Below are 14,261 nucleotides of genomic sequence, written 5' to 3' on the forward strand. Positions count from 1 at the left end.
TCCCCCGAGCGACTGAAGGTCCCATGACAGTTCACGAATCCGTCGACCGGAACACCGGGCAGTCCGGCGGGCTCCCCGGCAGCTCGGGGTCGGTGCCGGATACGGAGAAGGGCGCCAAGGGCGACCTCCTCGAGGGCCGGTCCTCGCAGAAGGCGGACGCGGTGTTCCGGGGCGTCACGGTGGCGGCCGGCGCCGTCATCGTCGCTCTCATCGCCCTGATCGCGATCGTCCTGGTCATGCAGGCGACGCCCTCCCTCCTGGCGAACAACGTCAACTTCCTCACGTCGTCCGAGTGGAACACGAGCGATCCGGACAACATGCGGTTCGGCATCCTCGACATGTTCAGGGTGACCGTGCTGAGCTCGCTCTTCGCGTTGTTCCTCGCCGTTCCGGTGTCCATCGGCATCGCGACGTTCCTCGTGCAGTACGCACCGGCCCGGCTGTCGAGGTCGCTGTCGGCGCTCATCGACCTGCTCGCGGCGGTCCCGTCGATCATCTACGGCATGTGGGGCCTGATCGTGCTCGGGCCGTTGTTGGTCCCGTTGTCCACGTGGCTCAACGAGAACCTCGGATGGATCTTCCTCTTCGGCGACGGCAACGTGTCGATCGCCGGCGGCGGGACCATCTTCACCGCCGGGGTGGTCCTGGCGATCATGATCCTGCCGATCATCACCTCGATGTCGCGCGAGACCATCCGCCAGACCCCCTCGCTCCACCAGGAGGCCGCCCTCGCCCTGGGCGCCACCAAGTGGGAGAAGATCCGGATGACGTGCTTCCCCTACGCCAAGTCCGGCATGATCGCGGGCTCCATGCTCGCGCTCGGCCGGGCGCTCGGCGAGACCGTCGCGGTCCTCATCATCCTGCGGGCCGCGAGCGCCCCCGGCACGCTGTCGCTCTTCGACGGCGGCTTCACGTTCGCCTCCAAGATCGCGTCGGGCGCGGCCGAGTTCAACCACCCGCTGCCGACCGGTGCCTACATCGCGGCGGGTCTCGTGCTCTTCATCCTCACCTTCTTCGTCAACCTCATCGCACGCTCCGTGTCCGGTGGAAAGGTCAACGGCTGATGACACAGGCAACTCCCGACCTCGCCAAGCCCGCCAAGCCGTCGGACACGTTCCTGCCGATCGCCGGCAGCCGCAGGATCAAGGACAGGGCGGCGACGGTGATCTTCTCGCTGTGCTTCGTGCTGGCCGTCATCCCGCTGGTGGCGCTGCTCTACAAGGTGATCGAGTCCGGTATCCCCGCGGTCATCAACCCCACCTGGTGGACGAACTCGTTCTTCCTCGTCTCCCCGTCCTCGATGGGTGGCGGTGTGGGGCACGCCATCTACGGCAGCCTCGTCCAGGCGATCATCGCCGCGGTCATCTCGATCCCGCTGGGGGTGGCGGCGGGCATCATGCTGGTCGAGTACCCCGAGTCGAGGCTGGCCAAGCCGACCACCTTCATGGTCGACGTGCTCGCGGGCGTGCCCTCGGTCGTGGCCGCCATCTTCATCTTCGGGGTCTGGGTTTCGGTGCTGAGGTTCCAGCTCAGCGCGTTCGCGGTGAGCCTGGCGCTGGTGTTGCTCATGCTGCCGCTGATCGTGCGCTCCACCGAGGAGATGCTCAAGCTCGTCCCGGACGAGCTCCGTGAGGCGTCCTACGCGCTCGGCGTGCCCAAGTGGAAGACCATCGTCAGCATCGTGGTCCCGACCGCGCTGTCGGGCATGATCTCCGGGGTCTTCCTCTCGATCGCCCGGGTGATGGGCGAGACCGCCCCGGTACTGATCCTCGTGGGGTACACGGCGAGCTTCAACTACAGCCTCTTCGAGGGCAACATGGCCTCGCTGCCGCTGCTGATCTTCAACCAGCTCTCGAACCCGACGGAAGCCGGCCAGTACCGGATCTGGGGCGCCGCCCTCACCCTGATCATCATCATCGCGCTGGCGAACGTCCTCGCCACGTTCGCCTCCAAGGCGCTCGCGCCGAAGACTAAGTAAGGACCCTGTCATGGCCAAGCGACTCGACCTCGAGAACGTCGACATCTTCTACGGTGACTTCCACGCCGTGAAGGACGTCGACCTCCACGTCCCCCCGCGCTCGGTGACCGCGTTCATCGGCCCGTCCGGCTGCGGCAAGTCCACCGTGCTCCGCTCGCTCAACCGCATGCACGAGGAGATCGCGGGCGCGTACGCCACGGGATCCATCAAGCTCGACGGCGTGGACATCTACGACAAGAAGGTGGACCCCGTCGCCGTCCGACGGACCATCGGCATGGTGTTCCAGCGGCCCAACCCGTTCCCGACGATGTCGATCAAGGAGAACGTCACCGCCGGCCTCAGGCTCCAGGGCGTCAGGAACAAGAAGACCCTGGACGAGGTGGCCGAGAAGTCGCTGCGCGGCGCCAATCTGTGGAACGAGGTCAAGGATCGACTGGACAAGCCGGGCGGGGGGCTCTCCGGCGGTCAGCAGCAGCGCCTGTGTATCGCCCGCGCGATCGCCATCGAGCCCCAGGTCCTGCTCATGGACGAGCCCTGCTCCGCGCTCGACCCCATCTCCACCCTCGCGGTGGAGGACCTCATCGCCGAGCTCAAGAGCGAGTTCACCATCGTGATCGTGACGCACAACATGCAGCAGGCGGCGCGCGTGTCCGATCAGACCGCGTTCTTCTCGCTCGAGGCCACCGGCATGCCGGGCCAGCTGGTAGAGGTCAACTCGACGGAGAAGATCTTCTCGAACCCGGACCACAAGCAGACCGAGGACTACGTCTCCGGCCGATTCGGCTGAGCCGCCGGATACAGCCGAGCGCCCCGGTACCCGCCCACGAGGCGGGTACCGGGGCGCTCGTCGTCGCGGCCCGGCCGGCTGTCAGCTGGGTCCGGATTTCCCCGGGTCGTCCCCCGAGACGCGGTGCGTCAACGACCTGTCGGTCTCGTTGAAGCGGCGGACCAGCTCCTCGTTGGAGGCGGAGGAGTGCTCGGGATCGTCCTCCGCCAGGGTGGCGTACTCGCCGGTGGCGAGGAAGATCACGCGCTGCGCCACCTCCACCGCGTGGTCCGCGAACCGCTCGTAGTAGCGACCGAGGAGGGTGACGTCGACCGCCGACGCCACTCCCCACTTCCACTCGCGCACGGTGAGCAGGGTGAACAGGTGGCGGCGGAGGTCGTCGACGGCGTCGTCCTGCTGGGCCAGGGTGGCGGCCTGCTCGGCGTCCCGGTTGAGCAGCACCTCGGTGGCGGACCGGCCGAGCGAGACCGCGACGCGGCCCATCTCGGCGAAGTACCCGTTGACGGGCTCCGGGAGCACGCTCTCCGGATGCCTCCGACGGACGATCTTGGCGACGTGCCCTGCCAGCGTGCCCATCCGGGTGAGGTCCTGGACGAGCTGGATGGAGGTGACCACCTGCCGGAGATCACGGGCGACCGGCGCCTGGAGGGCCAGGAGCGCGAACCCGCGTTCCTCGTTCTCGGTCGCCAGCCGGGACATCTCCGTCGAGGACTGGAGAACCCTCTCGGCGGCCACGAGGTCGACCTGGAGGAGGGCGTGGGTCGCCAGCTCCATGTCGTCGGTGGCGAGGGAGCACATCCGGGCCATCGAGGTGGCCAGATCCGCGAGTTCTTCAGAGTAGACGAGACGCATGTGAACCAGCATACGGGCATGTCAACCGCACTATCGATACCGGCGATGAACGGCCGATGAACAGGGGGACACGTCATCCGCGCCGGTGCCGGAGGCGCCGGTTCAGCCGCCCGAGTTCTCCGCGTCCGCACCCTCGAGAGCCACCGCGTCGTCCTCCGGATCGTCCAACCACCCCTCGGGCAGGAGAACCCGGGAGGGCGATCCCTGGCGGCCGCGCGGGCCGTACCCGTCCGCGGGGAAGGGCTCGTCGGCGGGGAGATCGGCGAGCATCTCCGCGAGGTCGTCCAGGGTGCGGACGGCTGCCAGGGCCACCCGCTTGCCCGAGCCGGCAGGGAACCCCCGCAGGTACCACGCCACGTGTTTGCGGATGTCGCGCATGCCCTTGTTCTCACCGTGGTGTTCGGCGAGGAGTTCGCCGTGGCGGTACATGATGCGGCCGACCTCGCCGAGCGTGGGCGGGGCCGGTGCCTCGCGCCCGTCGAGGGTGGCGGCGAGCTCGGAGAAGAGCCACGGCCGGCCCAGACAGCCCCGGCCGATCACGACGCCCTCGCACCCGGTCTGCTCCCGCATCCGGACGGCGTCCTCGGCGGAGAAAATGTCGCCGTTGCCCAGCACCGGGACATCAGAGACCTCGCCGATGTGCTCGACCAGGCGGGAGATCTGCGACCAGTCCGCCTCGCCGGAGTACCGCTGGGCGGCGGTCCGTGCGTGCAGGGCGACGGCCCTGGCGCCCTCGTCGACGGCGATGCGGCCGGCGTCGAGATGGGTGTGGTGCTCGTCGTCGATCCCCACCCGCATCTTCACCGTGACCGGGATATCGGTGCCCTCGGTGGCCCGGACCGCCGCTGCGACGATGGAGCGGAACAGCCGCCGCTTGTAGGGGATCGCCGACCCGCCGCCGCGTCGGGTGACCTTGGGGACCGGGCACCCGAAGTTGATGTCGATGTGGTCCGCCAGGTCCTCGTCGACGATCATCTTGGCGGCCGCGTAGGTGTACTCGGCGTCCACCGTGTACAGCTGCAGGCTGCGCGGGGACTCGTCGGGCGCGAACGTGGCCATGTGCAGAGTTCCCGGCTGGCGTTCGACGAGCGCCCGCGCCGTCACCATCTCGCAGACGTAGAGCCCGGACACCGAACCCTGCTGCTCACGTTCGAGTTCGCGGCACAGCGTGCGGAAGGCGACATTGGTGACGCCCGCCATCGGCGCCAGGACGACCGGTGAGGCGAGCTCGAGGGGGCCGATGCGCAGGGCGGGCCCGCCGGTGGCGGTGGGTGCGGACATGATCCGAGTGTCCCAGCGCGGGGCGGGCCAGGTCCAATGGGGGCGCCCTGTGCCGCCCGGCCGATCGTGGTGCCCCCAGTCGGGCTCGAACCGACGACCTGCGGATTAAAAGTCCGTAGCTCTACCAACTGAGCTATAGGGGCGTCGGTCACGATACCGTCCCCGTTCGCGCCGACGGGCGTCGGCTCGGGCGTGGTTGGTTTAGACGTCTGCTGGGCCGTGCCCTAAACTCGAACCCGCTGCGGCCCGGCGATCCCGGACGTGGCGTACGCCCCCTTCGTTTAGCGGCCTAGGACACCGGCCTTTCACGCCGGCAGCGCGGGTTCGAATCCCGTAGGGGGTACGAGGTCAGGAGTCCCGGTCACCGTTCGTCGGCGGCCGGGACTTCTCTCGTCTCGGGGCCCGTCCGGACCCGTTCCGAGCTGCCCTGGAACCACCGCCGGTCCCGCGATTTGCGTCCGGCGTGGGCGTCGATTACTGTTCTGTCTCGTGCGAAAAGCACGGCCCTGTGGCGCAGTTGGTTAGCGCGCCGCCCTGTCACGGCGGAGGTCGCGGGTTCGAGTCCCGTCAGGGTCGCAGGAGACAACCGGCGCATTCGGTTTACCGGATGCGCCGGTGGTCTTATGGCCAGGTAGCTCAGTTGGTACGAGCGTCCGCCTGAAAAGCGGAAGGTCGTCGGTTCGATCCCGACTCTGGCCACCGAGAGCGCAGCGCGCCGGAGGGTTTCCCTCCGGCGCGTTCGTCGTTTCGGGGAACCCCCGTCGGTCGTTATAGCGTGGACGCCATGCCATCGACTGCCACCGAGGTCCGTGACGTGCCGGACAGGTCCCGTACAGGAACCCGGTGGGGGATAGTCGCCGCGGTCAGCGGCCTGGTCGGGATCCTCCTCGCGATCATCGTCCCGCTGCTCCCGGTCACCCAGACCACCTCGACGATCAGCTGGCCGGAGGCCGGGACCCTCGACCCCGTGACGGCGCCCCTCGTGGCCTACTACCCGCTCGACCTGGCGGTGGACGTCCCGTGCGCGGCGGTGGGGGAGCTCCGGGACCAGGGCCGTGAGGACGGGGTGCTCGTGTCCACGGCGCCCCGTCAGGCGGGAGAGAACGCGGGCGCGCGTGCGCTCGTGGTGTCCGTGGCCGGCCCCACCGTCGAGGTGCGCAGCCGGAACGTGCTGGTCGCGGCCGCCCCCACTGACGCGGTCGCCTCACCCGGGGCGTGCTCGGTGATCCGCGTCGTGGCCGACTCCGGTTCGATCGGCGCGGAGTTCGTCGGTCTCGCCTCGGACGACGGGGAGGTGGGCGGGCGGATCGACCAGGATCTGCGGCCGCAGGTCGTCGGGGTCTTCACTGATCTGCAGGGGCCGGCGCCCGAGGGGATGTCCGTCGACATCACCGTCGACTCCCGCTACACCACGCAGGCGACCGTGATCAAGCAGATCGCGATCGTGGTCGGGATCCTCGCGATCGTCGTGGCGCTGGTCGCCCTGCACCGACTCGACCTGCGCGACGGACGCGTCGGACGACGGGTGCTGCCGCGCGGGTGGTGGAAGCCCCGTCCCCTGGACCTGGTGGTCGTGGCCACGCTCCTGGTCTGGCACGTCATCGGGGCCAACACGGCGGATGACGGATACATCCTCACCGAGGCGCGTGCCGCCGTCTCGAGCGGCTACATGCCGGAGGTGTTCCGGTACTACGGCGCCCCGTACGCGCCGTTCGGGATGCCGTACTACCTCTACACGGCGATCAGTTCCGTCACCGTGGGCAGTATGTGGCTCCGGCTACCGGCATTGCTGCTGGGCATCGCGTCGTGGATGCTGCTCTCCCGCGAGGTGATCCCGCGACTGGGCATCGCCGCCCGCCGCGCCTCGGCCGTCCGGTGGAGTACCGCCGCGGTGTTCCTCGCGTTCTGGCTCACCTACAACAACGGGCTGCGCCCCGAGCCGATCGTGGCCTTCGGCGTGCTGGCCACCTGGGTCTCCCTCGAGCGGGCGCTCGCGACCGGGCGGCTGCTTCCCGCGGCCACCGGCTTCATCATCGGCGGGCTCACGCTGTCCGCCGCGCCCACGGGCACCTTCTGCATCGCGGCGATCATCGCGGCCTCCCGGCCGCTGTTGCTGCTGGTGATCCGGCGGGCCCGGCGCGACGGCTGGATCCCGACGGTGGCGCCGATGCTGGCCGCCGGTCTCGGCGTGCTGCACCTGATCTTCCTGGACCAGCCCCTGGTGACCACGCTGCAGTCGTCGGCGCTGCTCGGCGACGTCGGCCCCACCGGACGCTGGTTCGAGGAGGTGTGGCGGTACGAGTGGCTCATGAACCCGACTCCGGACGGGTCCCTGGCCCGGCGGTTCGCGGTCCTGGCGATGTTCCTGTCCCTGATCACGTGCGCCGCGATCCTGTTCCGCAAGGGGCGGATCCCCGGCGTGGCCGTGGGCCCCGCCCGCCGGATCGTGGGTCTTGCCGCCATGTCGATCGCGTTCATGGCGCTCAACCCCACCAAGTGGACCCACCACTTCGGTGCGTTCGCCACGATCGGCGCCGCACTGGCGGCACTGGTGACCATGGCCGTCCTGCCGGCGGCCACACGGTCGCTGCGCAACCGGATGCTGTTCCTCGCGGCGGTGTTCTTCGTCCTGGCCCTGAGCTTCACCTCCACCAACGGCTGGTGGTACATCTCGATCTACGGCATCCCGTGGGGTGGCGTGCAGCCCTCGATCGCGGGGATCACGTTCTCCTCGGTGTTCCTCGGGCTGATGCTCGTCGCCCTCCTGCTCGCGCTGGTCCTCCACTACCGGGAGCCGTTCGTGCGGCCCACGGGGTCGGGGCCCGCCGAGACCGACCGCGGGCCGGTCGTCCGGGTCCTGCGTGAGGTCTCCCACGCCCCACTCGGGCTCGCGGCGGCCCTCGTCGTCGTCGTCATCGTGGCCTCCATGGCCGCCGCGGTCCGCAACCAGTACCCCGCCTACTCGGTCGGTCTGCAGAACCTGCGGGTGTTGTCCGGTAAGCCGTGCGGTATCGCCGACACGGTGCTCGCCGAGCCCGACGCGAACGCGGGACTGCTCGCCCCGGTGGGTGACCCCCGTGACCAGCTCGAGGCGGGCGCGCAGCCGGTGGAGTTCATCCCCGACGGCATCCCCACCGACCTCACCGCCACCCAGGCCGTGGACACCGACACCCCGGGCACCGGGGAGGACTCCGACGCCACCGCCACCACCGCCGGCACCGAGGGCGGGGTGCGCGCGGGGGAGGGCATCAACGGCAGTCACGCCGTCCTGCCCTTCGGTCTCGACCCGGCCCGCGTCCCCGTGCTCGGCAGCTACCAGACCGGCCCGCAGTTCAACGCCGAGACCACCACGGACTGGTACCGGCTCCCCGAACGGGACGAGGAGAGCCCGCTCATCACGATCGCGGTGGCCGGCTCGTTCGCGCCGGACGCGATCCGCGTGGAGTTCGCCACCGCAGCCGACCGGTTCGAGCCGGCCGGTTCGGTCCTGCCCGTCGACATCGGCCCGGCGCCGTCCTGGCGGAACCTGCGCGTGCCCGTCGACACCCTGCCCACCGACGCCACGGCGATCCGGCTCGTGGTGCGCGACCTGGACCCGGACCCGTCGCGGTGGATCGCGTTCACCCCGCCGCGCATGCCGGAACTGGTGACCATGCAGGAGCTCGTCGGTGACTCCCGCCCGGTGCTCCCCGACTGGGCGGTGGCCTTCCACACCCCGTGTCTGCGACCGTTCGAGGAGTACGCCGGTATCCACGAGCTGCCCGAGTACCGGGTCCTGCCGGATCGCGACCTCGCGGTGAGTTCCACCAACACCTGGCAGGCGTGGGACGGTGGCGGGCCCCTCGGGTTCATCGAGTTGCTCCTGGCCGGCGAGACCGTGCCGACCTATCTGGAGCACGACTGGTCACGGGACTGGGGTTCGCTGGTGCGGTACGAGCCGTTGGTGCCCGCGGCCCGGGAGGCGACCATCGACCACGGTGAGGCCGTACGGTCGGGGCTGTGGAACGGGGGACCGCTCGCCAGATGACCGGCTAGCATCGGCCCCGGAGACTTTTTACAAGGAAGTCCAAGTATCCCCTGACGCAGACTGGAGACGAATGATGTCCGTGACCGAGAAGCAGTTCGAGAACATCCTGGTGGAGCAGACCGACCGTGTCGCGGTGATCACGCTCAACCGCCCCAAGGCGCTCAACGCGCTGAGCAGCGGTATGGAGAAGGAGGTCGTCGAGGCGGTCGAGGGCCTCGACTCCGATCCGGGCGTCGGCTGCATCGTCATCACCGGTTCCGAGAAGGCGTTCGCCGCCGGCGCCGACATCAAGGAGATGAAGGACAAGAGCTACCCGGGCATCTACCTCGAGCGCTTCTTCGGCGACTGGAAGCGACTCACCGCCGCGCGCACGCCGATCATCGCGGCCGTGTCCGGGTTCGCCCTCGGCGGCGGGTGCGAGCTGGCCATGATGTGCGACATGATCATCGCCGGTGACAACGCCAAGTTCGGCCAGCCCGAGATCACCCTCGGCGTCATCCCGGGCATGGGCGGCTCGCAGCGGCTCACGCGCGCGGTGGGCAAGGCCAAGGCCATGGACCTGTGTCTCACCGGCCGACAGATGGACGCGGACGAGGCGGAGCGCTCCGGCCTGGTCACCCGCGTCGTCCCCGCCGCGGACCTGCTCGACGAGACCATGAAGGTCGCCGGGACGATCGCCTCGATGAGCAAGACCACCGCCATCGCGGCGAAGCAGGCGGTCAACCGGTCCTTCGAGACCACGCTCGAGGAGGGGCTGCTCGCGGAGCAGAACGCCTTCTACGCGCTCTTCGCCACCGAGGACCAGACCGAGGGGATGTCGGCGTTCGCCGAGAAGCGGAAGCCCGAGTGGCGCCGCTGAGGGACCAGCCCACGCACGGGCATCTCGCCGGGGGCGGTGGCGTGAGCGGGGACGCCCGCCGCGCCCCCGGTGAGCCCCTGCCCGTGTTGGTCCTCACCGGTTACCTGGGTGCCGGCAAGACCACGCTGCTCAACCACCTGCTGTCCGGCACGCCGGGCCTGCGCATCGGCGCGATCGTCAACGACTTCGGCGAGATCGACGTGGACGCCACGTCGGTCGCGGGGCGCGTGGACTCCATGATCTCGTTGGCCAACGGGTGTGTCTGCTGCGAGGTCGACGCGAGCGAGCTGGGAGACACCCTGGCCGGTCTGGCCGACCCCGAGCACGGGCTCGACCTGGCGGTGATCGAGGCCAGCGGGCTGGCGGAGCCGGCGATCCTGTCGCGGATGGTCCACGAGGTGCCGCGCGAGGTGGTGCGGCACGCGGGGATGATCCAGGTCGTCGACGCCGAAGGGCTCGACGACGCCCTGGCGCGGCACCCGAGGTTGGCGGCGCACCTGGCTGAGGCTGACCTCGTGGTGGTCAACAAGTGCGACCTCGTGGACCGCAGACGATTCGACCGCATCCGCGAGACGATCCGCCGCCACGCCCCCCGGGTCGCTGTGCTGCCCGCCGTCCGGGCGGCCGTGCCGACGGGTCTCCTGCTGGGGATGGAGCCGGACCGGGACACCGCCGCCGAGTCAGTGGACGGCCGGGGGCCGTCGGACGGCCGTGCCCACCCGCACGACCACGACCATCTCCACGACGGCTACCGGGCGTTCACCGTGATCCCGTCCGGGCCCCTCCACCCCCGCCGGTTCCTGTCCGCGCTCGCCTCGCCGCCGTCCGGTGCCTACCGCGCCAAGGGCACGGTGACCCTGGCCACCGCCGAGGGGCCGCGCCGGTACGAGGTGGCCCTGGTGGGACGCCGGGTCGAACTCCGCGCCGGAGGCGACGGTACGGAGGGGCTCGTGGTGATCGGCGTGGATCTCGACGACGACGAGGTCACGCACTTCCTCGACCGGGCCGTGCTGGCCGCGGGGGAGGCCGTCGACGCGGACGCCGCGCTGGGCCTGCACCCGTACCTGGTCGGGGACCCGGACTCCAGCGATGTCGAGGAGTGGATCTACGACGAACAGCGCGTGGCACCCCTCACCGGAGCGGCCGCGATGCTGGCGGATCCCGAGGATCCCGAGGCATTCGATCCAGCATTCACGCCCTGAGTGCGTTCGGGGGCGCGACACCGGCCTGGCTACCCCCGCGTAGATCGGCCGGTAGTCCTCCGGTCCGGTCGGCGCGGGCCCGATCACGTGCGTATAGTGGCGCTGACGACGGTGATGTGTGGCACTCGCGGGGGGATTTCCCCGGCTCGCGGTGGGGGTATGCCACGGACGTGGGAGGAGACCTCATGGACGAGGAGAATACCGGCCGTGGTGGAGCCGCAGGTGGCGCGGGCGAAGCCCAGCGACGCAGGCGCGATCTGGCCTCCGTGCGCAGCGCGATCTCGGCCCTGCGCGAGGCCACAGGGATCCCGGTGACCATCGGCGGCGTGGTCGGCGAGGGTCACACACTCGTGCTGTCGGAGTCGCTGGGGATGCGGACTTCGGCGATGAAGGATCTCATGATCCACTACGGCGCCGGGGTCGGCGGCCGGGTCATGGCGACCGGTAAGCCGGTCGGTGTGGCCGATTACCCGCGCGCCGGGGTGATCACCCACGAGTACGACCTGCCCGTGCTGTCCGAGGGACTGCGCTCCATGGCGGCGATCCCGGTCGTGGTGGGAAAGGACGTCCGTGCGGTCCTCTACGCGGGCGTGCACTCCTCGGTCCGTTTCGGCGAGAAGGTCCTCAACCAGATGGCGGCCACGGCCCGCGCCCTCGAGCAGGAGATCGCGGTCAACGACGCCCTCGCGGCCCGGGGCGCGGCCCCGATGGGCCCGGGAGCGGGTGAGGGGCGCTGGGACGACGTCCTGTCCAACGAGCGCATGCGCGACACCCATGCCCGGCTGCGGATGCTGGCCTCCCGGACCGAGGACCCGGACGTGCGTGCCGAGCTCGAACGGATCTGCGCCGAGATGGTCTCCCCGCCGCCGGAGATGCCCACGGCACGCCTGTCGCGCCGCGAGCTCGACGTGTTGGCCTGCGTCGCGCAGGGCAAGACGAACATCGAGACGGCCGCCGACATGGGGATCGGTGCGGAGACGGTGAAGAGCTACCTGCGCTCGGTCATGCGCAAACTCGATGCGCACACCAGATTCGAGGCGGTCAACGCGGCGCGTCGGATGGGCGTTCTGCCCTGACCCCCGGGGCGGCTGCACGCTCGGGCACGGCGGTTCGGGGACAGCGGAGCGGCTCGGGCACAGGAGAGCGGCTCTGGCACTGCGGCCGGGGTCCGGGAGCTCCGGATTAATCAGCCGCGATCGGCGCCGCGCTCGCCGCCGGGAACCCAGAGGACGTCGCCCTCCGGATTGGCCACCCGTCCCAGGACGAACAGAAGGTCCGACAGGCGGTTGAGATACTTGGCCGGCAGCACGGACGTGGTCTCGGGGTATGCCTCGACGGCGGCCCAGGCGGCTCGCTCGGCGCGCCTCACCACCGTCCGGGCGACGTGCAGGTGGGCGGCGCCGGGGGTTCCACCGGGCAGGATGAACGAGGTCAGGTCGGCGAGTTCGGCGTTGAACTCGTCGATCCACCCCTCCAGTCGCTCGATGTAGGACTGCTCGATCCGCAACGGGGGGTACTCGGGGGCCTCGACAACAGGAGTGGAGAGGTCGGCCCCGGCGTCGAAGAGGTCGTTCTGTACGACCCGGAGCACGGAGGCGATGCGGCTGTCGAGATCGCCGCAGGTCAGGGCTACCCCCAGGGCGGCATTGGCCTCGTCGCAGTCCGCGTAGGCGTCCAGTCGGGCGTCGTTCTTGCTCACCCGGGAGAAGTCGGACAGTCCCGTGGTGCCGTCGTCGCCGGTCCGGGTATAGATCTTGGTGAGATGCACAGCCATGACGCCAACCTACGCGTGCGCGGTCGAGCGGTCGCGTGGTCGTCTCGCGCGGCCCCGTGGTCGCCTCGCCCGGTCGCGCGTTGCCGTGGTCGCCTCGCCCGTTCGCGTGGCCCCGAGGGTGCGCGGGCTCCGCTGGTCGCCCCGGTTCTCGCCTAAGGTGGACCGCGTGAGCGGTAACCCCACGTCCCGCGAGGAGAGCTTCCTCGTCACCGGCGGCACCAGACTGGCCGGCGAGGTCTCTGTCGCCGGCGCCAAGAACAGCGTGCTCAAGCTGATGGCGGTGGCACTGATGGCGGAGGGGCGGACCACACTGACCAACTGCCCGGACATCTCCGACGTGCCCGCGATGGCCGACGTGCTGCGGCACCTGGGGTGCACCGTCGAGATCTCGGGCGGAACGGTGGTGATCGACACGCCGGCGGACCTGGGGCACGTCTCGGACGACAAAGCCGCGCAGCGACTGCGGGCATCCGTCTGCATCCTCGGGCCCCTCGTCGGTCGCTACCACCGTGCCGAGCTGGCGATGCCGGGCGGAGACGCGATCGGGGACCGGCCACTCAACTGGCACCGCGAGGCGCTCGAGAAGCTGGGCGCCACCACGAGGATGGATCACGGCCGACTGGTCGCCGAGGCAACCGAGCTGACGGGCGCCAGGTACACGCTCGCGTTCCCCTCCGTGGGTGCCACGGAGACATTTCTGTTCGGCGCGGTTCTGGCCCGCGGGACCTCGACGCTGGTCAACGCCGCCCGGGAACCAGAGATCGTCGACATCTGTGACCTGTTGTCCAAGATGGGTGCCCGCATCAGCGGGGCCGGGACGAGCACCATCACCATCGACGGTGTCGAGACACTGACGCCGGTGAGTCACCGGGTGATAGGGGACCGGATCGTCGCCGCCACCTGGGCGATGGGCGCGGTGATGACGCGGGGTGACGTGACCGTCACCGGCATCGATCCCATGTTCATCCACGTGGTGCTGGAGAACCTCCGCGGTGCGGGGGCGCAGGTCTCGACCGGTCCGGACTGGGTCCGGGTCATCCAGGAGGGACGTCCCCGCGCGCGGGACGTGCGGACCCTGCCGTTCCCCGGCTTCCCGACCGACCTCCAGCCGATGGCGATCGCCCTCGCCTCCGTGGCGGACGGCGCGTCCGTGATCACCGAGAACCTCTTCGAGGCACGATTCCGCTTCGTCGAGGAGATGGTGCGCATGGGAGTCGATGCCGAGACCGACGGGCACCACGCGAAGATCCGGGGCCGTGAACGCCTGGACTCCGCGACCGTGTGGGCCAGTGACATCCGCGCCGGCGCGGGACTGGTCCTCGCCGGGATGTGCGGGGACGCCGTGACCGAGGTCTGCGAGATCTTCCACATCGACCGCGGGTACCCGGACTTCCTCGAGAAGGTGCGGTCCCTGGGGGGCCGGATCGAGCGTGTTGACACCCACAGGTGACACGAGCAGCGTCGCGTCTTTCTGGCCGTTGACCTGGCGATTTGCGTTTGG

The 14,261-nt window shown here is 69.9% G+C and carries 11 protein-coding genes and 4 tRNA genes; 11 read left to right on the plus strand and 4 right to left on the minus strand.

The window, feature by feature from the left end; genetic code table 11:
* Positions 1-23 precede the first annotated feature (23 nt).
* Genes pstC through pstB form a run of 3 tightly spaced genes read left to right on the plus strand, consistent with a single transcriptional unit; the run spans position 24 to position 2,765 of the window.
* Complete coding sequence (gene pstC / locus G6021_RS07460; RefSeq protein WP_182611016.1) at positions 24-1,064, plus strand: phosphate ABC transporter permease subunit PstC; 1,041 nt, start codon at positions 24-26, stop codon at positions 1,062-1,064.
* Complete coding sequence (gene pstA, locus G6021_RS07465) at positions 1,064-1,978, plus strand: phosphate ABC transporter permease PstA (RefSeq protein ID WP_179524625.1); 915 nt, start codon at positions 1,064-1,066, stop codon at positions 1,976-1,978. The genes pstC and pstA overlap by 1 nt, the downstream gene beginning before the upstream one ends.
* 10 nt (positions 1,979-1,988) lie before the next feature.
* Entirely contained in the window at positions 1,989-2,765 is a 777-nt protein-coding gene (pstB, locus tag G6021_RS07470) for a phosphate ABC transporter ATP-binding protein PstB (protein ID WP_179524626.1), read from the plus strand.
* Positions 2,766-2,846: 81 nt separating this feature from the next.
* Here pstB and phoU read toward each other — a convergent pair whose 3' ends face one another.
* From phoU to G6021_RS07485, 3 genes are all read right to left on the minus strand, one after another.
* Complete coding sequence (gene phoU / locus G6021_RS07475) at positions 2,847-3,617, minus strand: phosphate signaling complex protein PhoU (protein WP_182618102.1); 771 nt, start codon at positions 3,615-3,617, stop codon at positions 2,847-2,849.
* 102 nt (positions 3,618-3,719) lie between these two features.
* Positions 3,720-4,898: a tRNA dihydrouridine synthase DusB gene (gene dusB / locus G6021_RS07480; RefSeq protein WP_182611014.1), complete on the minus strand. Its 1,179-nt coding sequence runs from the start codon at positions 4,896-4,898 to the stop codon at positions 3,720-3,722.
* Positions 4,899-4,965: 67 nt separating this feature from the next.
* Positions 4,966-5,041, minus strand: a tRNA-Lys gene (locus G6021_RS07485).
* Positions 5,042-5,168: 127 nt separating this feature from the next.
* Between G6021_RS07485 and G6021_RS07490 the strand changes: the two genes are divergently transcribed.
* The 7 genes from G6021_RS07490 (at position 5,169) to G6021_RS07520 (ending at position 12,062) form a co-directional block, all read left to right on the plus strand.
* Positions 5,169-5,241 (plus strand) — tRNA-Glu (locus G6021_RS07490).
* A 159-nt stretch (positions 5,242-5,400) separates the two neighbouring features.
* Positions 5,401-5,474: transfer RNA gene (locus G6021_RS07495), tRNA-Asp, on the plus strand.
* 49 nt (positions 5,475-5,523) lie between these two features.
* Positions 5,524-5,597 (plus strand) — tRNA-Phe (locus G6021_RS07500).
* 85 nt (positions 5,598-5,682) lie between these two features.
* A complete protein-coding gene (locus G6021_RS07505; RefSeq protein ID WP_182640982.1) occupies positions 5,683-8,925 on the plus strand; it encodes an arabinosyltransferase domain-containing protein in 3,243 nt (1,080 codons plus the stop codon).
* Between the two features lie 73 nt (positions 8,926-8,998).
* On the plus strand, positions 8,999-9,784 hold the full coding sequence (locus G6021_RS07510) for an enoyl-CoA hydratase (protein WP_182640986.1): 786 nt from the start codon (positions 8,999-9,001) through the stop codon (positions 9,782-9,784).
* The gene (locus G6021_RS07515; protein WP_182640983.1) at positions 9,772-10,986 is read left to right on the plus strand and encodes a GTP-binding protein; all 1,215 of its coding nucleotides are present in this window, start codon (positions 9,772-9,774) and stop codon (positions 10,984-10,986) included. The genes G6021_RS07510 and G6021_RS07515 overlap by 13 nt, the downstream gene beginning before the upstream one ends.
* A gap of 185 nt (positions 10,987-11,171) precedes the next feature.
* Positions 11,172-12,062, plus strand: coding sequence for a LuxR C-terminal-related transcriptional regulator (locus G6021_RS07520; protein WP_182640984.1), 891 nt, complete (start codon positions 11,172-11,174; stop codon positions 12,060-12,062).
* Between the two features lie 110 nt (positions 12,063-12,172).
* Here G6021_RS07520 and G6021_RS07525 read toward each other — a convergent pair whose 3' ends face one another.
* Positions 12,173-12,760 carry a cob(I)yrinic acid a,c-diamide adenosyltransferase gene (locus G6021_RS07525; protein WP_182640985.1) on the minus strand — a complete coding sequence of 196 codons (588 nt, stop codon included), beginning with the start codon at positions 12,758-12,760 and terminating at the stop codon, positions 12,173-12,175.
* A gap of 166 nt (positions 12,761-12,926) precedes the next feature.
* Here G6021_RS07525 and murA point away from each other — a divergent pair, with 166 nt between their 5' ends.
* Positions 12,927-14,210 (plus strand): UDP-N-acetylglucosamine 1-carboxyvinyltransferase, encoded by a 1,284-nt coding sequence (gene murA, locus G6021_RS07530; RefSeq protein ID WP_179524634.1) that lies wholly within the window; start codon positions 12,927-12,929, stop codon positions 14,208-14,210.
* Positions 14,211-14,261: the final 51 nt, after the last annotated feature.

Source organism: Dietzia sp. CW19 (assembly GCF_014145265.1).
GTDB lineage: Bacteria > Actinomycetota > Actinomycetes > Mycobacteriales > Mycobacteriaceae > Dietzia > Dietzia natronolimnaea.

What these genes read in the sequence shown, in the direction of transcription:
- G6021_RS07510 (WP_182640986.1), top strand. Translation starts at nt 8,999, where the DNA reads ATGTCCGTGACCGAGAAGCAGTTCGAGAACATCCTGGTGGAGCAGACC.
- pstC (WP_182611016.1), top strand. Translation starts at nt 24, where the DNA reads ATGACAGTTCACGAATCCGTCGACCGGAACACCGGGCAGTCCGGCGGG.
- pstA (WP_179524625.1), top strand. Translation starts at nt 1,064, where the DNA reads ATGACACAGGCAACTCCCGACCTCGCCAAGCCCGCCAAGCCGTCGGAC.
- G6021_RS07525 (WP_182640985.1), bottom strand. Translation starts at nt 12,760, where the DNA reads ATGGCTGTGCATCTCACCAAGATCTATACCCGGACCGGCGACGACGGC.
- G6021_RS07505 (WP_182640982.1), top strand. Translation starts at nt 5,683, where the DNA reads ATGCCATCGACTGCCACCGAGGTCCGTGACGTGCCGGACAGGTCCCGT.
- pstB (WP_179524626.1), top strand. Translation starts at nt 1,989, where the DNA reads ATGGCCAAGCGACTCGACCTCGAGAACGTCGACATCTTCTACGGTGAC.
- G6021_RS07520 (WP_182640984.1), top strand. Translation starts at nt 11,172, where the DNA reads ATGGACGAGGAGAATACCGGCCGTGGTGGAGCCGCAGGTGGCGCGGGC.
- dusB (WP_182611014.1), bottom strand. Translation starts at nt 4,898, where the DNA reads ATGTCCGCACCCACCGCCACCGGCGGGCCCGCCCTGCGCATCGGCCCC.
- phoU (WP_182618102.1), bottom strand. Translation starts at nt 3,617, where the DNA reads ATGCGTCTCGTCTACTCTGAAGAACTCGCGGATCTGGCCACCTCGATG.